24 protein-coding genes and 1 pseudogene are annotated in these 17,724 nt (G+C 68.2%); 23 read left to right on the top strand and 2 right to left on the bottom strand.

Annotated elements, in window-relative coordinates:
* Positions 1–110 precede the first annotated feature (110 nt).
* The 7 genes from BLW84_RS44580 to BLW84_RS47040 all read left to right on the top strand — a co-directional run bounded on the left by BLW84_RS44580 (position 111) and on the right by BLW84_RS47040 (position 3,687).
* A complete protein-coding gene (locus tag BLW84_RS44580; RefSeq protein ID WP_093278649.1) occupies positions 111–938 on the top strand; it encodes a hypothetical protein in 828 nt (275 codons plus the stop codon).
* Positions 935–1,468: a zinc finger domain-containing protein gene (locus tag BLW84_RS44575; protein WP_093278647.1), complete on the top strand. Its 534-nt coding sequence runs from the start codon at positions 935–937 to the stop codon at positions 1,466–1,468. The genes BLW84_RS44580 and BLW84_RS44575 overlap by 4 nt, the downstream gene beginning before the upstream one ends.
* Before the next feature lie 2 nt (positions 1,469–1,470).
* Positions 1,471–1,920, top strand: coding sequence for a single-stranded DNA-binding protein (ssb, locus tag BLW84_RS44570; RefSeq protein ID WP_093278645.1), 450 nt, complete (start codon positions 1,471–1,473; stop codon positions 1,918–1,920).
* Between the two features lie 59 nt (positions 1,921–1,979).
* Complete coding sequence (locus BLW84_RS44565; protein ID WP_093278643.1) at positions 1,980–2,261, top strand: hypothetical protein; 282 nt, start codon at positions 1,980–1,982, stop codon at positions 2,259–2,261.
* Complete coding sequence (locus BLW84_RS44560) at positions 2,258–2,938, top strand: hypothetical protein (RefSeq protein WP_093278641.1); 681 nt, start codon at positions 2,258–2,260, stop codon at positions 2,936–2,938. The genes BLW84_RS44565 and BLW84_RS44560 overlap by 4 nt, the downstream gene beginning before the upstream one ends.
* On the top strand, positions 2,935–3,219 hold the full coding sequence (locus tag BLW84_RS44555; protein ID WP_093278640.1) for a hypothetical protein: 285 nt from the start codon (positions 2,935–2,937) through the stop codon (positions 3,217–3,219). Before BLW84_RS44560 ends, BLW84_RS44555 begins: the two co-directional genes overlap by 4 nt.
* A 102-nt stretch (positions 3,220–3,321) precedes the next feature.
* Positions 3,322–3,687 carry a hypothetical protein gene (locus BLW84_RS47040; protein WP_143061356.1) on the top strand — a complete coding sequence of 122 codons (366 nt, stop codon included), beginning with the start codon at positions 3,322–3,324 and terminating at the stop codon, positions 3,685–3,687.
* Between the two features lie 412 nt (positions 3,688–4,099).
* Here BLW84_RS47040 and BLW84_RS50075 read toward each other — a convergent pair whose 3' ends face one another.
* Positions 4,100–4,222: a hypothetical protein gene (locus BLW84_RS50075; RefSeq protein ID WP_281247500.1), complete on the bottom strand. Its 123-nt coding sequence runs from the start codon at positions 4,220–4,222 to the stop codon at positions 4,100–4,102.
* An 876-nt stretch (positions 4,223–5,098) separates the two neighbouring features.
* Positions 5,099–5,551, bottom strand: coding sequence for a hypothetical protein (locus BLW84_RS44550; protein WP_143061355.1), 453 nt, complete (start codon positions 5,549–5,551; stop codon positions 5,099–5,101).
* Between the two features lie 112 nt (positions 5,552–5,663).
* On the opposite strand from BLW84_RS44550, the gene BLW84_RS44545 reads away from it, so the two are divergent.
* The 16 genes and pseudogenes from BLW84_RS44545 to BLW84_RS48220 all read left to right on the top strand — a co-directional run.
* Positions 5,664–5,921, top strand: a complete 258-nt coding sequence (locus BLW84_RS44545) for an HNH endonuclease (RefSeq protein WP_093278636.1) — start codon at positions 5,664–5,666, stop codon at positions 5,919–5,921.
* 377 nt (positions 5,922–6,298) lie between these two features.
* On the top strand, positions 6,299–6,799 hold the full coding sequence (locus tag BLW84_RS44540; protein ID WP_218157755.1) for a hypothetical protein: 501 nt from the start codon (positions 6,299–6,301) through the stop codon (positions 6,797–6,799).
* Entirely contained in the window at positions 6,747–8,249 is a 1,503-nt protein-coding gene (locus tag BLW84_RS44535) for a hypothetical protein (RefSeq protein WP_093278634.1), read from the top strand. The genes BLW84_RS44540 and BLW84_RS44535 overlap by 53 nt, the downstream gene beginning before the upstream one ends.
* A gap of 11 nt (positions 8,250–8,260) precedes the next feature.
* Positions 8,261–8,419 (top strand): hypothetical protein, encoded by a 159-nt coding sequence (locus tag BLW84_RS48225; RefSeq protein ID WP_177227053.1) that lies wholly within the window; start codon positions 8,261–8,263, stop codon positions 8,417–8,419.
* On the top strand, positions 8,416–9,759 hold the full coding sequence (locus tag BLW84_RS44530) for a phage portal protein (protein WP_093278632.1): 1,344 nt from the start codon (positions 8,416–8,418) through the stop codon (positions 9,757–9,759). Before BLW84_RS48225 ends, BLW84_RS44530 begins: the two co-directional genes overlap by 4 nt.
* Positions 9,759–10,475, top strand: a complete 717-nt coding sequence (locus tag BLW84_RS44525; protein WP_093278630.1) for an HK97 family phage prohead protease — start codon at positions 9,759–9,761, stop codon at positions 10,473–10,475. Before BLW84_RS44530 ends, BLW84_RS44525 begins: the two co-directional genes overlap by 1 nt.
* 30 nt (positions 10,476–10,505) lie before the next feature.
* Positions 10,506–11,732 (top strand): phage major capsid protein, encoded by a 1,227-nt coding sequence (locus BLW84_RS44520; RefSeq protein WP_093278628.1) that lies wholly within the window; start codon positions 10,506–10,508, stop codon positions 11,730–11,732.
* Positions 11,733–11,801: 69 nt separating this feature from the next.
* Positions 11,802–12,020 (top strand): hypothetical protein, encoded by a 219-nt coding sequence (locus BLW84_RS44515; RefSeq protein WP_093278626.1) that lies wholly within the window; start codon positions 11,802–11,804, stop codon positions 12,018–12,020.
* The gene (locus BLW84_RS44510; RefSeq protein WP_143061354.1) at positions 12,020–12,346 is read left to right on the top strand and encodes a hypothetical protein; all 327 of its coding nucleotides are present in this window, start codon (positions 12,020–12,022) and stop codon (positions 12,344–12,346) included. The genes BLW84_RS44515 and BLW84_RS44510 overlap by 1 nt, the downstream gene beginning before the upstream one ends.
* A gap of 15 nt (positions 12,347–12,361) precedes the next feature.
* Positions 12,362–12,994 carry a hypothetical protein gene (locus BLW84_RS44505; RefSeq protein ID WP_093278622.1) on the top strand — a complete coding sequence of 211 codons (633 nt, stop codon included), beginning with the start codon at positions 12,362–12,364 and terminating at the stop codon, positions 12,992–12,994.
* 23 nt (positions 12,995–13,017) lie between these two features.
* Positions 13,018–13,443 carry a hypothetical protein gene (locus BLW84_RS44500; RefSeq protein ID WP_093278620.1) on the top strand — a complete coding sequence of 142 codons (426 nt, stop codon included), beginning with the start codon at positions 13,018–13,020 and terminating at the stop codon, positions 13,441–13,443.
* Between the two features lie 60 nt (positions 13,444–13,503).
* Positions 13,504–13,689 (top strand): DUF7302 family protein, encoded by a 186-nt coding sequence (locus BLW84_RS44495; RefSeq protein WP_093278618.1) that lies wholly within the window; start codon positions 13,504–13,506, stop codon positions 13,687–13,689.
* A complete protein-coding gene (locus BLW84_RS44490; protein WP_093278616.1) occupies positions 13,689–14,675 on the top strand; it encodes a phage tail tube protein in 987 nt (328 codons plus the stop codon). Before BLW84_RS44495 ends, BLW84_RS44490 begins: the two co-directional genes overlap by 1 nt.
* A gap of 3 nt (positions 14,676–14,678) precedes the next feature.
* A complete protein-coding gene (locus BLW84_RS44485) occupies positions 14,679–15,248 on the top strand; it encodes a hypothetical protein (protein WP_093278614.1) in 570 nt (189 codons plus the stop codon).
* 55 nt (positions 15,249–15,303) lie between these two features.
* Positions 15,304–15,618 carry a hypothetical protein gene (locus tag BLW84_RS44480; protein WP_143061353.1) on the top strand — a complete coding sequence of 105 codons (315 nt, stop codon included), beginning with the start codon at positions 15,304–15,306 and terminating at the stop codon, positions 15,616–15,618.
* Positions 15,619–15,772: 154 nt separating this feature from the next.
* Positions 15,773–17,724, top strand: a pseudogene (locus BLW84_RS48220) (hypothetical protein); the annotation flags it as partial.

The raw sequence follows: 17,724 nt of genomic DNA, 5'->3' as shown, positions 1-17,724 counted from the left end.
CCTCGGCTGGACCGATCCCCAGATCGCCGCCCACTGCCGCATGACCACCTACACCACCGCGCGAATCCGCGACCGCCTGCGGCTCGCGCCGAACCGCCAAGGAACACGGAATGACCTGGTTCAAAGTGGACGACACCCTGCACTCACACACGAAGTCCATGCGCGCGGGCGAGGCCGCGATGGGGCTGTGGGTGCTGGCCGGGTCGTGGGCGAGTAACCAGCTCACCGACGGGTGGGTGCCCGCCTACGTGGCGCGGCGACTCAGCCCGAACGCCGACGACCTCGCCGCGACGCTCGTTCGCGTCGGCCTGTGGATCCCCGACGAGCATGACGGCGAACCGGGGTGGTGGTTCCACGCGTGGGGCGAGTACCAGCCGTCACGCGAGGACGTGGAGACCAAGCGCGCGGATGCCCGCGAGCGGATGCGCAAGATTCGCGCCCGCGGCACGGCTCGCCAGGCCGGACCCGCCGAGGATAGTTCGGCCGATGTTCGCGCGAACGAGCCGCGAACGAACACGGAACGTTCGCAGCACGTTCGCGACCCCCGTCCCGACCCGTCCCGTCCCGAAGTTCCTTCTACCGAAGGAACTTCCGTGGAGGCACGCAAGCGCGCCACGGGACGCGCTACGCGCATCCCCGACGACTTCGACGTGAACCCCGAGATGGTCGCGTGGGCCCGCGAGCACACCCCGCTCGTCGGCCGAACCGAGACCGACAAGTTCGTCGACTACTGGCGCGCGAAGTCCGGGCAGGGCGCGACGAAACGCGATTGGGTCGCGACGTGGCGCAACTGGATGCGACGCGCTCAGGAGGACGCAGAGCGCCGCACACCCGCCCGCGCAGGGCAAACCACCAAGGCAGACCGGATCGACGCTCTCGATGCGTTCCTGGTCCAGGATGAGCCCCACCTGCGCGCGCTACCGGGCGGTGCGGCATGAGCCTCACGCAGAACGAGATCGTCGGCGTGCTCAAGGTCGCCACCGCCTACGACGGCCGCCAGCGCGGCGAGGCCGACGTGGCCGCATGGCTGGACTCCGCCGCCCGCGCCGGGTGGACCTACCCCGAAGCGCTGGAAGCCGTGAAGGACCACTTCGCGTTCGACGGCAGCTGGATCGGCCCTGCGGTGGTGACCAAGCGGATCCAGGCCCGCCGCGATGCCGCCGAGCGGGCCCGGCTCGCCGAACTCTGTGCCGCCAAGCGCGCCGAGCTCGAATCCGGCGACGCGGACCACACCGCCGACCCCGACCGTGTCCGGTCCGTTGTCGAGGCCGTCGCCGACCGCCTCGGCTGGCAGCGCAAGCCCAAGCGGACCCACGCGGCGCTCGCCGTCGCCTGCCCCCACTGCCAGGCCGCCCCCGGCCGCCCCTGCGCCCGCGTCATCCGCCGCGGCCACCGCGCAGGCGAATTCGTGCCCCTGTCCACCGTCCACGACTCGCGCGTGGGTGCCTTCCAGAACGGAGACCGCTAACCATGTCCCTACCCAAGATCAACGGAGAAGTCGCCCGGCTGTGGGCCGATCCCGAACTGCGCTGGACGCCCGGCGGTAAGGCCGTGGTGACGGTGCCGCTGGTGTTCAACAAGCGCAAGCGCACCGACGCCGGGGAGTGGGAGGACGCCGGCTCGATGTTCGTCCGAGCACAGGCGTGGGAGCAGTTCGCGGAGAACATCGCCGAGTCGCTGTCCAAGGGCGACGAGGCTGTGGTGGCCGGCGAGCTGTCGGTGCGCGACTACGACCGCAAGGACGGCAGCAAGGGCCAGTCCATCGAGCTCGCCCTGTTCGCGATCGGCCCGAACCTCAAGCGCCACCAGGCCAAGACGTTGCGCATCGACCGCCAAGACGCGCCCGAGTCCACACCCACCGGCGACCCATGGGGAAGCGCGCCCCGCGGCGGCAACTTCGCCGACGAACCCCCGTTCTGATCCCGAGTCCCGGCCCCAGATTTGCCGCACAGGCCCGAAACCCGAACCGGAGTATCGATATGGATCCCCGAACCGCCGCAGACGACGTACCGCGGTGCGACGCATGCCGCGAACCCGTCATCTACGCCATCGTGGCCGGCGCCGCCACCGCATTCGACCGCAACAGCGAACACACCGGCGACCACACCATGCACGTCGATCCCCGTACTCGGCGCCGCATCGCCGTCAAGCTCCGCACCAACCAAATCCCGGGCGCCCGCCGCGCCGGACAGCAGCTTTACCAACTCCACCGCCGCAGCTGCACCAAGGCCCTGTCCGGCAGTAGGGGCGGTGCTCGATGACCACGATCGACCTACAAACCGAGCCCTGCATCCTCGACCGCTGCCAGCGCACCGCCGAGCCCGGCCGCTACACATGCGAGCCCTGCGCCGAGCGGATGCGCAGGTGGCTCCGCGAGATCGACGACTACGCCGCCACCCTCACCACGGCGCCCGGCCGCGGTGGCGATGGTGGCCGGCGGTCCCCCGGCTACGGCAGCAGGCCACCCGCGAACCTCGACGTAATCGCCGCACTCGACCCGCGCAGCGTCGCGCACGTGATCGGCCCCGACGACACCGACGACGCCACCCGATCCATCATCGGCACCGTGAACCGCTTGTGCGGCTGGGTGCATTCCGAGCTGCGGAGGCTCGACGCCGACCACCATGCGCCGCCCCGGGAATTGACGATCACCAGGGGAACCGGGTGGCTGCGCGGATACATCGACTGGTGCACCCGACAGGTTTGGGCCGACGATCTCGCCGATGACCTCCGCGAGCTGCACGCCCAGGTGCAACGGCTCGCCGGAAACTCGACCCGGCCGCTCGCCCCGTGCTGGGACTGCGGCGGCCCGCTGTGGCCGGTCGGCGATACCGACACGCTCGCGGTGCGCTGCGGGGACTGCGGCAACTCCTACGATGGGCTCGACCTGTTGAACATCGGGCAGCGACTCGCGTTCGAGATGATGGGGACAGCATGACCAGGCCGCCGATCGTCCGCTACCGCGACGGCCGCGCCCTGGTCGACCGGTCATCCCTCGCGAAGCTCACCGGCCGCTCGGTGCACACCATCCGCGGCACATGCCCGATCGCCGACCGCGACCGCAGCACCGGTCGCCCGCTATACGACGCCCAGCAGTGCGCGCAGATCCTCGCCACCATCCCCGCGCGCGACCGGCAGCCCGGTGCGCTAGCCGCTGAGGCAGCTGGCGTGCTGCGCCACGACGAGATCAAACGCCCCAAAGTGGTTCAAGCAACGTGAGATAATCTCCCCATGGCGGAGCAGCGTGACCACGGTGGCCCAGTTTGTAGAGCGTGCGGTCGCGAATCTTCCCCCGGCGCGGGCGCATGCGAGGCGTGCTACATGGAGTTCGACCGCAAAGGGCGAGTCAAGACAATTCGCGGCCGGAATCCAGACGACGTGCTACGCGCGCATGCGGCTGCACAAGGACAAGCAAACGAATGGCTGGGACTCCACCGCTCTCCGTGGGTGTCGGGTTCGTTCTATCTGACCCTCTTCATCGTCATACTCGCTGCACTGCTTGTGGTGGCGCGTCTGGTTCCTCTGCTTGTGCTGCCCGTCATCGTTGTGGGAGGGCTGCTCGCGGTATCGGTCGTTGGAGCATTTCAAATGCGGCAGGACGGCTCGCTTGGTGAGCAGAGTTTTCTACGGCTAATGACCGCAACGCTAACGCAGCTACCGTCGGTCCTAACCCGGCGGAAGCGTTAGACCAAGTTCCCCACTGATCGACCGTACGACCCTGGCGCGGCTGTCCGGCCGCAGCGTGCACACCATCGGTGGCGCCTGCCCCATCGCCGACCGTGACCGATCCGGTCGGCCGTTGTACGACGCCCAGCAGTGCAAGCAGATCCTCGCCGTCACCGCCACCCTCGCCCGGCGTCCCGGTTGCCCAGCAACCAACACCGCTGCTTGGATCACCTTCCAGCGGGGAGGAATGTGCCCGCACTGGGCTGACCGGCTTGCGCCTTGGCTAGGGGCAACACTGAATGTAGAGCGACCCGCGCTATGGTGGTCGCCGGTTCACATCGTGTTTTGCTGATCAACTTGACACGATGCGGACCAGATGGGGGGCGACGGCGGGCGCCTAAACCAACCGCCGCCCCGGGTCGGGACTGGCAGGTTAGGGGAGCGGCAACGCCCCCTGGCCTGCCAGCACAATCATGCCGAGCAGAGCCACGGTCGCGACGTAACGGATGGTGTAGAGGAAGTCCTCCCAGGGAGGACCATCCGGGTTGGTCAGCATGAACCCTCGCTTTCCTTTCCTTGGCTGGAGATCAACCCCCGAAGCGGGCTGATCAACTTGCGGCAGAGATTACTGCACGTCGACCGGGTCCAACTCGCGGGGTCGAGCATCCAAGATGCGTCCCCAAATGAATCCACATTGGACATACGGTTATTGACACTCGAGTGCCAATAACCTCCTGACCTGCAAGAACCTCACTAGTCAAGTCAAGGTCGCAATCAGATGATATTGATATCATTTTACTCAACGGGAGCAATTTGAAGTATTCCATGGTTCACTTTCGCTGGTCACGACGCCCGCCACCTGGCAATACAGGAAAAATATGCACTACCCCAAACGGGTGATGCAATATTGCACGTTATTCAACGCTTGACTAGGGACGAGAATCCAGCCCTAAACCAATCTCTATTCTGAGTGGTGACCTTTGGCTCACTCCCCGATCATCGACTCAGGCCGAGCTCGTGTCTGCGAGCTTCATGGGCAGGGCAAGACCCGCAACGACATCGCACGCGAGATCGGTCGCTCTCCAGCGAAACTCGCCGGCCGCTCGGTGCGCACCATCCGCGGCGCCTGCTCTGTCGCTGACCGCGACCGCTCCGGCCGACCGTTGTACGACGCCCAGCGGTGCGCGCAGGCCCTCGCAGCCATCCACACCCGCACCCGTCAGTCGGTGCCAACTGGCACACGCTGACACTTTGTGCTTAAATCACCTTTGTGCGGGTAGAAGTGTGCCCGCAGTCGGCAAGTCGGTTCGTGACAAGCAGAACCCCCGGCCCTTCACGGCCGGGGGTTCTTGCATGCGGGCCTAGGCGGCAGCGCGCACGTGCCCTCACCAAACGAACACCACGTAGACGCCTCGCCACCTAGCCCACGCCGTCAACCAAGCTCTAGGGCAGCGTGCCCCGCGAGCGCTTCATCCGCTGGCACTGGGACCGCCCCGCGGCGCGACACCTCTACCCGGTAGATGTCGTGCCCGCCCGGCACGTTCGGGACCATGAACCGAAACCGGCACATAAGGGTTGAGCTCGACCATGCCGAGTTCCCTAGCTCGCCCACCGCGAGCACCTCGCCGGCCGCCGACGAAACGGTGACCTGTGTGCCTTCGGTGATGTCCTCGTAGCCGTTGCCGCCCTTGCAGCCAACCGGGCCGTTGCGGACATGCGCGGCCGGCCCCAACGTGAGCTCGCCGCGAAGGTTGAACGGCTCAGGCGACAAGGCAGCGACCACGGACCACGCGCCGAACGGCAGCGCGACCATGCCCGCCGCGATCGTCCAAACCCACCACCGTGCCCACCAATGCGAACGCGACTTGCTCGGCTTCGACTGCATCGGCACTCCCTGTGGTGGTAACGCGTGACAGTACGCGCACTGTCAGCCATCGCCGCTGCGCACAGGGGTGTTACGAGGAACGAGCGGGAGGTGCGCCGTGGCGCCACCAGGCATGAGCGGCTACCGCTGGCGACAGCTCGTAGCAAGCCTGCGCACGCCCGACGCCGTGTGCTGGATCTGCGGCCACAGCATCGACATCGAGCTGAAGTTCCCAGCCCCCGGGAGCTTCACCGTCCACCACCGGGTACCGCGATCGAAGGGCGGGGATTTGCTCGACCGGGCCAACGCTGTACCCGCACACCTGCGGTGCAACAGCAGCCTCGGCAACCGGCCGCTCGTGCGACGTCGCCGAACCTCGCGCCGCTGGTGACCACGGCTCCACCCGACCGCCCCCCACCGGGAGCACGCCACCCCACACGTGCAGCCGCACCGTGCAGCACGGACCACCACGGCACATGGGCACACCGCAACGCGTACGAACGATGCGCTACTGCGGCGGGACACCACTGCGCACGGCACACGGACGAGCACCCGCACACGCCCCGCGCCAGCACAGGACATCGCGCCGAGCTCCGACATCGAGCACGCCGCGACCAAACGCAACGATCGATCACGATCAGTGATGACCACACCGCCAGGGCAGCGGGGAGGGCACGGGGGGCGGGGGGTCCGCGAGGTTACCTGCGGATAGGTGACCCCACACCTCCCGTCTCCCTTTCTCCCCCCGCGCGAAATCTTGGAGGGGCGATGCCCGAATCGGCCGCCGAGAGGCAACGGCGCTACCGCCGTCACAAGGCCGGTGACCACGGACTTTGCATCCCCGGCCGGTGTCCGGCCGTGACGCCGACCGTAACGCGTGACAACGAGCCGGATCGCGTGACGCTGGGCCCTTCCGGACAACGGTTGTGGGCGGCGATGACCGACGGCGGTCCGCTGCCTGCCATGCAGGCGGTGTTGCTGTTGGAGGCGTGCCGCATCGCCGACCGTCTCGACAAGCTCGACGCCCAGCTACGCGGCGAGGACTGGTTGCGGTTCGACGTCGACGAGACCGGCGCCGAGGTGACGGTGATCGTCGACCGCGTGCTGTCCGAGGCACGCCAGCAAGCCACCGCGCTTAAGCAGATCGTCGCCGAGCTGCGGCAGACCGCCGGCGGTGGCAAGGCGAAGCCGGCCGCGACCGGTAAGGGGGCGGGAATTGCTGACCTCACCGCCCGGATCGCTTCGCGGCGCTCGTCACCCGCGAGTTGAAATCACACCGCCCTACGTCGACACCTACGGCCCCGAAGCAATCGAGCTTGCGCGCCGCGCCGGCCTGGAACTGGACTTCTGGCAGCAGCAGGCGATCACGCTGATGTTGGCCAGTCGCGACGACGGGAAGTGGGCGTGCTTCGAGTACGCCGAGCTCGTTGCCCGCCAGAACGGGAAGGGCGGCATCCTCGAAGCTCGCGTGCTGGCCGGCCTGTTCCTGCTCGGCGAGCGGCTGATCATGTGGTCGGCGCACGAGTACAAGACGGCGATGGAAGCGTTCTTGCGGGTCAGGGCCCTGATCATGCGGTTGATCGATGAGGGCCTGGTGGACGCTGACGCCGTCAAGGTGAACAACACCAACGGCGAAGAGGGATTCGAACTGCTCGGCACCGGGCAGCGGCTCAAGTTCATCGCCCGGTCGAAGTCGTCAGGCCGCGGGTTCTCCGGTGACCTCAACATCATCGATGAGGCATTCGCCTACACACCGGCGCAGCACGCGGCGTTGATGCCGACCATGTCGGCACGCCCGAATCCGCAGATCATCTACACGTCGTCGCCGCCGCTCGACGGCGAGTCCGGCGATGTGCTGTTCGGTCTGCGGGCGCGCGCCGAGGCCGGTGGGGATGACTCGCTCGGCTACCGGGATTGGGGCGCGGCCGGCGACCTTGACCACCTCGACGCGCTCGACCTCGACGACCGGCAGCTGTGGGCCGCGACCAATCCGGCCGTCGGAGTGCGTATCACCGAAGAGACCATCGCGCGCGAGCGCCGGTCGATGACGGCGGTGGACTTCGCCCGCGAACGGCTCGGCGTGTGGCCGCGGCGCGTCGAGGGCGGTGGCGCGATCGACGTCCAGCAGTGGGCGAAGCTGGCCGACCCCGACTCGCAGGCCGGCGACGACGTGGTGTTCGCCGTCGAAGTCGCCTACGACCGCAGCACGTCGAGCATCGCGGCGTGGTCGGTGCGCGCCGACGGGCTCGGCCACGCCGAAGTGATCGACCAGCGGCCCGGCACCGATTGGGTTGTTGGTCGCCTGGTGGAGCTGCGGGACCGGTGGAACCCGGTGGCCTTCGGCGTCGACGGCAAGGGCCCAGCGCTGTCGTTGGTGTTCGACCTGGAAGCCGCCGGGATCAAGCGCCCGGGCGATCCAGAGAAACCGGGCCGCGGTGATCTGGCGGTGTTGTCGCTGCCGGAGATGGCCGCGGCGTGCGGGCAGCTGCTCGATGCGATCGCACAGGGGACGTTTCGCCACCTCGACGACCCGGACCTGAATGCCGCCGCTGCCGGCGCTGCCACACGCCCGGTGGGAGATGTCGAGGTATGGGGCCGCCGCAACGCCACCGCCGAGATCAGCCCGCTGACCGCGGTGACCGTGGCGCGGCGCGTGTACATGACCCGAATCGACGCGATCAAGAAGCCCAAGCGCAAACCGCTCGCGGCGTGGGCATGAAGGGAGGCGAGATGTCCCAGACCGAAATCATGCTGCTCGTCGTGCTCGTCGTGGCGTGCGCGCTGGTCGTGACCGGCGTGGCGCTGATCGCGGTGGCCGCGGCGTTCATCCTCGCCGGCCTGTTCACGGCCGCGCTGGGCTTTTTCTTTCTGACTGAGGTGGGCCGATGAGGCTTTCGCAGCGGCTCACACGTGGCCGCAAAGCATGGTCCGAACCGCCGTTCTGGTCGCTGGACCGGTTGCCGATGCTCGGTTCCGCCGGTGTGCTGGCCGACCGGGAGAAGATCGGCAACGACTACGAGGGATACGTCCGGGGCGCCTACAAGTCCAACGGAATCGTGTTCGCCTGCATCCTCGCCCGGCAGCTCGTGTTTTCCGAAGCGCGGTTCCAGTGGCAGCGGATGAGCACTGGCCGGCCTGGTGACCTGTTCGGCACGCCAGATCTCGCGCTGCTGGAGACGCCTTGGCCGAACGGCACCACCGGTGAACTGCTGGCGTGGATGGAGGCCGACGTCTCGTTGGCGGGCAACTTCTACGCCACGATCACCGACGACGCCGGCCACTTCGGTAAGTCCGCGACCGGGCCCGGTCGGCGCATCACGCGGATGCGGCCCGATTGGGTCACGATCGTGCTCAACTCGCAGTCGGGCGACCCGTACGCGCTCGATACGAAGATCGTCGCCTACGTCTACGAACCGCCGGTTACGGCCGGGCTGCGGTCCGAGCCGGTGACTCTGCTCGCCGATGAGGTGTGCCACTACTCGCCGATCCCGGACCCGGAAGCACGGTTCCGCGGGATGTCGTGGTTGACGCCGGTGTTGCGGGAAATCGAGGCGGACAAGGCCACCACGCACCACAAGAAGCGGTTCTTCGAAAACGGTGCGACGCCGCAGGTGATCGTCAGTCTCGACACCGACGACGACGACACGTTTCAGCAGTTCGTCGAGATGTTCCGCCGCAACCACCGCGGCCCGGACAAGGCCGGCGAAACCCTGTTCCTGGCCAACGGTGCGGACGCGAAAGTCGTGGGCGCCGACCTGAAGCAGCTGGATTTCAAGAACACGCAAGGCGCCGGGGAAACCCGGATCGCCGCGGCGGCGAGCGTGCCGCCGGTGATCGCCGGTTTCTCCGAGGGGCTGCAAGCGGCGACGTATTCGAACTACGGGCAGGCCCGCCGGCGGTTTGCTGACGGCACGATCTACCCGCTGTGGCGCTCGGCCGTGGGAAGCCTGCAAACGCTGCTGCCCCCGCCGGACGGGGCGCGGCTGTGGTTCGACCCCTCCGACGTCGCGTTCCTGCGGGAGGACCGGCGGGACGTCGCCGAGATCCAGCAGGCGCAGGCAATGACCATTCGGCAGCTCGTCGACGCCGGATTCGACGCCGCGAGCGTGGCTGCCGCCGTCAAGGCCGAGGACTTCGGGCTGCTCACGCACACCGGACTGTTCTCCGTGCAGCTGCAACCGCCCGGCAGCGGGCAGACCACCAACGAACCTGGACAGGAGGCGACGTGATGGATACCAAGCGCCTGCACGTCGAGGTGAAAGACGCCGATGAGGACCGCGGCGAAGTGACCGCCGTGTTCTCGACGTTCAACGTGAAGGACTCGGACCAGGACGTGACGCTGCCTGGCGCGTTCGAGGACGGCGCCCCGGCTCTGATCTCCGCCTACGGTCACACGTCGTGGTCTGGTCTGCTGCCCGTCGGCAAGGGCACGATCACCAGCACCAAGACCGAGGCCGTGTTCACCGGCCGGTTTTTCATGGACACCACGCATGGCGCGGACACGTTCCGCACCGTCAAGCACACCGGCGAATTGCAGGAGTGGTCCTACGGGTACGACCCGGTGGAGTTCTCCTACGGCGACCACGACGGCGAACGCGTCCGCTTCCTCAAGCGGTTGCGCGTGCATGAGGTGTCGCCGGTGATGCTGGGCGCCGGCGTGGGTACGCGCACGCTCGCGGCGAAGTCCGCGGGCGGCATGAAGTTTTCCGATGAGGCCGAGGCGGTCATGGCCGCGGTGAAGGCACTCACGGATCGAGCCGCGGACGTCTTGGCGAAGCGGCAGGAAAAGGGCAAGGGGCTGGGCGCCGAATCCACGGCGCTGCTGGCAGACGTCGAGGCCGAGTTGAAGCGGCTCGGCGAACTCGTCGGCTCCGCGCCCGCACCCGATGTGACAACCGATGCGCAGCGCGAATTTCTGCGGTTCCTGCGCACCACTCGGGGCTGACCGATCACCATCCGTCCAAGGAGGACACCCGTGGAATTCCCCGCGCTGAAGGAGGCGGAAGACCGCCTTTCGGCCAAGCAGTCCGAGCTGGCCAAGATCTTCGCCGAGGCCGGCGACGACCTGAACATGGACAACGTCAAGTCGCTCGGCGGCGACACCGCGGCCAAGGTCGACCACATCCGCAAGCTCAACGCCGAGCTCGACGAGCTCGGCCAGAAGGCCGCCGACTTGCAGATGGTCGCCAAGGCCGCCGAGCGTGCCCGCCAGGTGCCGGAGCAGCGCGAGTCCGGCGCCGAGACCGGCGGCGAGCGGAAGGGACGGCCGGCCGAGCTGAAGTCTCTGGGCGAGCTGTTCACCGACTCGGTTGCCTACAAGGGCAAGCAGGGGTCCAGCGGCCCCGAAGCGCACCTGGACATCGAGCTGAAGACCCTCTTCCAGACGACCGCGGGGTGGGCGCCGGAGACCACCCGCACCGGCCGCGTGGTGGACTTCGCCACTCGCCCGATTCAGGTCATCGACTTGATCCCGCAGACCACGACCGGGCAGTCCGCCGTGGTGTACATGGAAGAGACCACGTTCACCAACGCCGCGGCCGAGACCGCCGAAGGCGGCGCCTACCCCGAAGCGGCGCTGGCGCTCACCGAGCAGTCCAGCCCGGTGCGCAAGACGGCGGTGTTCCTGCCTGTCACCGATGAGCAGCTGGAAGACGAGCAGCAGGCCGCCGGCTACGTCAACAACCGGCTGCCGTTCATGCTGCGTCAGCGGCTCGACTCGCAGATCCTCGTGGGCAACGGCACCGCCCCGAACCTGCGCGGCATCCTCAACGTCGTCGGGATCCAGACGCAGGCCAAGGGCACCGACCCGGTGCCCGACGCCATCTACAAGGCGCTGGTGAAGACCCGCGTTGCCGGGCAGGCGATGCCCAACGCGGTCGTGATGCACCCGAACGACTGGCAGGACGTCCGACTGCTGCGCACCGCGGATGGCATTTACATCTGGGGCTCGCCGTCGGAGGCCGGCCCGTCCCGCATCTGGGGCCTGCCGGTCGCTGAGGCGCAGGCGATCACGGAGAACACCGCGCTCGTGGGCGACTTCGCGAACTTCTCCGAGCTGTCGGTGCGGCGCGGTCTCGACGTGCAGGTGTCCAACTCGCACGCCGACTACTTCGTGAACGGCAAGCAGGCGATGCGGGCGGACCTGCGCGCCGCGCTGGTGATCTACCGTCCGGCCGCGTTCTGCACGGTCACCGGCATCTGATCCGGCATCTGATCCATCAACCACGGGCGGGCGCCCGCTTCGAGCGCCCGCCCGGTGAGGGGAGAAACCATGCCCACGATCCAGGGTGGCAAGGTCATCGAAGGCGCCGGGCTCGACGCCCCGCTACAGAACGCGGGCGCGCCGGCGAGTGGCGCGGGCGGAACGTACTCGGGTACGGCCGTGGTCGGGTCGCTGCTCATCGACACCGCCAACGGCAAGCTCTACATCTGCACGAACGCGACGGCCGGCGCGTCGTTCGCGTGGACGCTGGTGGGGGCGCAGGTCTGATGGCTCTGGAAATGAACACCTCCACAGGACGCGGCGAGCTCGTCAAGGTCGACGCGAAGATGTGGCGCACCGCCGACGGCGAACGGCTGGTGCCCGACGGCGACCCGGATGCGGCGGTTCTGTACTGCACGCCGGGGATGCAGGTGCCGCGCGCCGAAGCCGAGCGTTACCGGCTGCTCGGCGACAGCGACGACCACTCCGCCGAGCCCGATCTTGAGCAGGAGCAGGAACCCGGGGCCGATCTCGAGCACGAGCCCGAGCCCGAGCCGGACGGCAAGGCGGCGCAGGCACCGCCGAACAAGGCCCGCAGTCCGCGGCGGAAGTAAGCCGGAGGTGAGCTGATGGCCACGCTCGACGTGCTCACGCTCGACGACGCGAAAGCGGCGCTGAACGTCAACGCCACCAACGTGGATGACGTCGAGCTCGCGTCATGGGTCACCGCCGTTTCGCAGCGGCTCGACAAGCTCGTTGGGCCCGTCGTCAAGCGCGCGATCACCGACGAGACGCACGACGGCGGGCACCACGAGGTGTTCCTTGAGCACTACCCGGTCCGCTCGATCACGGCGATGACCGAGTACGACGGCATCACGGCGGTGGCGTTGGCCGCAGAGACGAACGCCAGCAGGCCGGCGGATGGCTACCTGCCCGACCGGTACAGGCCGGACCGTGCGCTGCTGTCGAGTCGAATCCGGCGCCGTCGCGCTGGCGCCGACGCGATGTTCGCGGCGGGCCGGTCCAATGTCGTGGTGTCCTACGAGGCGGGCCGGTTCGACAGCACCGAGACAGTCGGCGACCGATACAAGGCCGCGGCGCGGTTCCTGCTGATCAACCTGTGGCGTTCACAGGAGGACAGCGTTGGCCAGAGCGCCGAGTTCGACGTCCCCATGTTGTCGTTCCCAGCGTTCGCGATACCGCGGGTCGTGCGGGAAATGCTCGCCGGCGAAGTCCAAGAGCCGCGGGTGATGGTCGCATGAGCGCCGGAACGACCCTTCCCGCAGTGAAGCGCGCATTGCTCGACGCGCTCGCCGCGCGCCCTGGCCTGTCCGGGGTGCAGGTGTCCTACGAGATGCCGCAGCGAGCGCTGGCCGGCGAGGCGATGTGGTTCGGAGAGGACACCGAAACCGAGACCGGCATCCCGGTGATGAAGGCGGGCACGAAACACGTCGACGAGACGTATGCACTGCCGTTCGTGGTGCAGGTGCTTTTGACCGACGGCCGCGACGCCGAAGCCGCAGACCTACGGGCGGCGGCGCTGCTCGTCGAGTTTCAGCAGGCGCTAGCCGAAAATCCACGGATCACACCCGCGATCCAGTGGGCCGAGCTGGGCGGCTGGTCGCATCACGTCGGCCCGATCGGCGACGGCTCGTCGCGCGGCAGCCGGTTCGATGTGCTCGTGCGGGTCCGCGCCCGCCTGTCCCCGTAACCCTGTCCACCCGCACCCCGCCGCACGCGGGGTGGCTTCGCATGCCCGGGAGCGGATCACATGCGCATTACCTACATCGGCCCGTTCAAGGCGGTCGACGTGCCATCGCTGGGCATCACCGCCCAGCACGGCACGCCGATCGAGGTACCCGACGAGCCGGCCGCCCGACTGCTGGAGCAGTCGACGATTTGGGCCGAGGCCAAGGCGCCGAAGCCCGCCAGCAAGACCGCTAAGGAGGGTGACTGATGGCGATCCCGAGCGGGCTGGATGCCCAGTTGATGACCGGCGAGCAAACCAGCTACGCCACTGCGGCCACGGTCGATCGTGGCTACGAGTTCCGGGCCGAAGCGCTGTCGCTGGAAGCGCAGCGCATCGAATCCTCTGGGCTGCGCCCCGGTAAGCGGGTGCTGCGCACCAAGCGGTGGTTCCAGGGGCAACGGTCGGTCGGCGGCGAAATCACCATGGAGCTCGGCACCGTGTCGTTCGGCCGGTGGTTCAAGCACGCGTTCGGCGCGGTGAGCACCGCGCAGCCGGACGCCACGAACGCGCCGACGGTCTACAAGCACACGTTCACCCCCGGCCCGCCACCGCCCGGCCTGACGATCCAGGTGGGCCGACCGGACACCGCCGGCACGGTGCACCCGTTCACCTACACCGGCTGCAAGGTGTCGAGCTGGACGTTGTCCAGCGCCATCGGCGAGATCGTCACTCTCGCCGTGACGGTCCTTGGCCGCGACGAAACGACCGCCACGCCGCTTGCCACCGCCAGCTACCCGGCAAACCTCGACCTGCTCACGTTCGTCGAGGGCAGTCTCACCGTGGCCGGCAGCGCGCACGAAATGCGGTCGATCAACCTGCAAGGCACCAACGGGCTCGCCGATGACCGGTACGTGCACGGCTCGCGGCTGCGCAATGAGCCGTTGGAGATCGGCGCGGAAGGCTCGCAGGCCCGGGTCTACAGCGGCACGATCGAGGGCGAGTTCAGCAACCTCACCGCCTACAACCGGTTCGTCAACGGCGATGAGGCCGAGCTTGTGTTGCTGTTCGCCGGCGCGAACATCGCCGGCGCGTTCAACTCCGAAGTGAAGATCACCGCGAACGTCCGGTTTGACGGCACCACGCCGAACGTGCCCGACGGCAACGTGATCATGCAAACGTTGCCGGTCAAGGTCATCGACAACGGCGCCACGTCGATCAAGCTGGAGTACCAGACCACCGACGCGACGGTGTGAGCGGTGCCGGCGCGCGTCGAGATCAAAGGCACCGGCGACTTTCGGAAGGCCGCGGCCGAGCTGCGCGCCGCGGGCGACGGCCGGTTGCGTCGGGAGATGGGCCGCAACATGCGCGCCGCGGCGCGACCGGCTGTCAACGCCGCGCAGGACAACGTGCGGTCGCTCAAAGCGCCGGCGACCGGCCGGGGCGGTGGCGGGCAGCAGCGCCGCGAATTCGCCATGTCGCGCACCCGGTCGCGCTCCGAGCGAGCCAAGCGCAAGGCGTTCGAGGGTCGCGGGCTGCGGGCGACGATCGCCCGTGCGGTGCGGTTGCAGATGTCCACCGGCGCCCGCTCGGCGTCGGTGCGCATCCGCACGCAAACCCGCTTCCTGCCCGAAGACCAGCGCAAGTTGCCGAAGTACATGGACGACGGCCGGTGGCGTCACCCGGTGTTCGGGAACCGCGACCGGTGGGTGACGCAAACCGCTCGCCCTGCCGGCTGGTTCGAGTCGGCGATGCGCCGCCACGGTCCACGCGTCCGTGACGGCGCCGCCAAAGCAGTGAACGACATCATCAACAAGCTCGCGAAGTGAGGTAGCAGTGCCACGTGCAGAGTTCCAGTTCACGTTGGGCGAGTCCCGTTGGCCGTTGGATTTCGCCGAGATCACTATGAGCGAAACCGTGCAGCTGGAAAAGCTCGCCGGCCGCGACATCCCGGGCGTGACGTTCCCTCGACTGGCTGCGCTTTTCACCGAGCAGTCCGCGCTGGCGCGGCACGCGTTTTTCTGGCTGGCTCGCGTGAAGTCCGGCGAGAAACTCGACTACGACTCGCCGGTGCTGAACGTCAAGTGGTCCGATCTGGTTGTGACCTACCTCGGCGGTGACGCCGACAAGCAGCCGCAGGAAACGCCGGACCCTACCAAGGAGACGCCGCGGAAAGCGTCTCGTACCAAGACCGGCTAACCCGCTACAAGCCGTGGTTTTTGCACCTGTGGCACATGCACCCGGCAGACGCCGGCCGGCTGACGGTCGACGACTTCTGGATGTGCGTGGACCTGGTCGAAGAACACAAGCGCGCCCACGTCGAGGCGCCACCGATTGCCACTAGGGGGCGATGATGGCAGCCACGCGCGATCTGGTGTTCACCGTGCTCGGCATCGACCGCGCGTCGAACACCTTCGACAAGGTCGGCGACTCGATCGACCGCATGGGCAACCGCGCCACGAAGGCACTCGCCGGTGTGGCCGGTGGGTCGGCCGTTGCGGCTGCCGGTGTCGCTGCCGCGGTTGGCGCCTTGCCGTTGGCGTTCATCGGCATGGGTGCGGTCGCGCTGCGGGAAAACGCCGCCGTACGCGGCAGTTTCCAGGACCTGTCCGAGACTGTCCGCACTGGACTGATGGCTGATGCCGCGCCACTGGAATCGGCGTTCGTCGGCGCGGCGGATGAGATGGGCTCGGCGTACGAGCAGCTGCGCCCACTGATGCGGGACGCCTTCGCCGCCTCGGCGCCCTACGTGGCAACGTTGACCGACGGCGTGACCGACTTCGCGCGCAACGCCATGCCAGGCATGGTCACCTCGGTGGAGCGTGCCGGGCCGGTCGTCGACGGCATGGCGTCGCTGATGGCCGACGCAGGTGTCGGCGTCGGCGACTTTTTCGAGATCGTGGCTGGCGGCTCGGAAGACGCCGGGCTCGGCGTCGAGCACCTCGGCCAGCTCGTCGCCGGCGTGCTGCCGGAAGTCGGCGGCGTGCTGGTCGGTCTCACCGGGGTGTGGGCCGAGCACGGCGATGAGGTCGCCGACGTCGTTACCCGGATCATCGGCGTCATAGGCGACATGTCCGGCGGTGCGCTGCCGGTGATGTCCTCGGCCGTGGGTGTCGCGCTCGACGTGCTCTCGGGCGTGCTCAACGTCATCGAGCCGCTGTCGGGCGCGCTGGGGCCGCTGATCGGCATGTGGCTGTCGCTGGCGACCGCGATGCGCGGGATCCGCGCCGTGCGGGAAGTCGTCGCGGGGGCCGCCACGTCGATGATTCAGTTCAGCGACAACACACGTCGCGCCGCCGGCAGTGGCAGTCTGATGCAGACCGCCGGCCGCGGCATGCTCGGCGTGCTGGGCGGCCCGTTCGGCGTCGCGCTGGCCGCCGCAACGATCGGGCTCGCCCTGTTCGGGTCGGCCAGCCAGAGCGCGGAGGGCGACCAGCGGTCGTTGTCGTCGGCGCTGCGGGATTCCGCCGGGGCGTTCGACTCCAATGCCCGCTCGGCCATCATGCAGTCCGAGCAGTACCAGTCCATTGCCGGATCGGTCGAGGCGGCCGGGCTGTCCCACCAGGAGTACATCGACGCTCTGATCAGCGGCGGCCCCGCGCTCGATGGTGTGCGTGCCAAGCTGCAAGGGCAGGTGCAAGCGGCCTACGAGGCACAGGGCAGTTTCACCGGGGTGTCCGGGTCCTTGCGGGAGCAGTCCGACGCGTCAACGGATTTGCTGCTGGCCACCGACGGACTGCGCGGCACCATCGTGGGCGCGATCGACGATCAGCGGCAGTACACCGATGCGGTGTACGGCGCGGACTCGGCGATGAGCCGAGCGGTTCCCGGCGCGGACTCGCTACGCGAGGCGATCAACACGCTGAAGAACTCGACTGCGGACACCGCCGACCGCGTCGACGCGCTCAACGCCGCCTGGCAACAACTGTTCGGCGTGCAAATCTCGATGGACGAGGCCACCGCCCGGTTCGAAGAGGGCCTTGACAACCTGCGGGAATCCCTCGACAGCGTCCGCGGTGGCACAGCCGGCTGGCAGGCGGCACTGTTCGCCGCCGACGGACAGATCAATCTGACCACCGAGGAAGGTCGGGAGCTGCACGACAACCTTGTGCAGCAGGGCGACCAGTACCGGACGTTGGCGCAGACCGCCTACGACACGGCATTGCGCCAGGGGCAGTCGCAGCAGCAGGCCGCCGCAGCGGCGGTGTCCGCCTCGGAGCAGCGCCGCGGGCAGTTCATCGCCGAGGCGATGCAGATGGGGTTCACCGCCGATCAGGCGCGTGCGCTCGCAGACCGGTATTTCGG

The sequence above is a fragment of the Saccharopolyspora shandongensis genome (assembly GCF_900106995.1).
In the GTDB taxonomy this organism is placed as follows: Bacteria; Actinomycetota; Actinomycetes; order Mycobacteriales; family Pseudonocardiaceae; genus Saccharopolyspora; species Saccharopolyspora shandongensis.
This window is presented reverse-complemented; position numbering and strand designations above follow the sequence as displayed.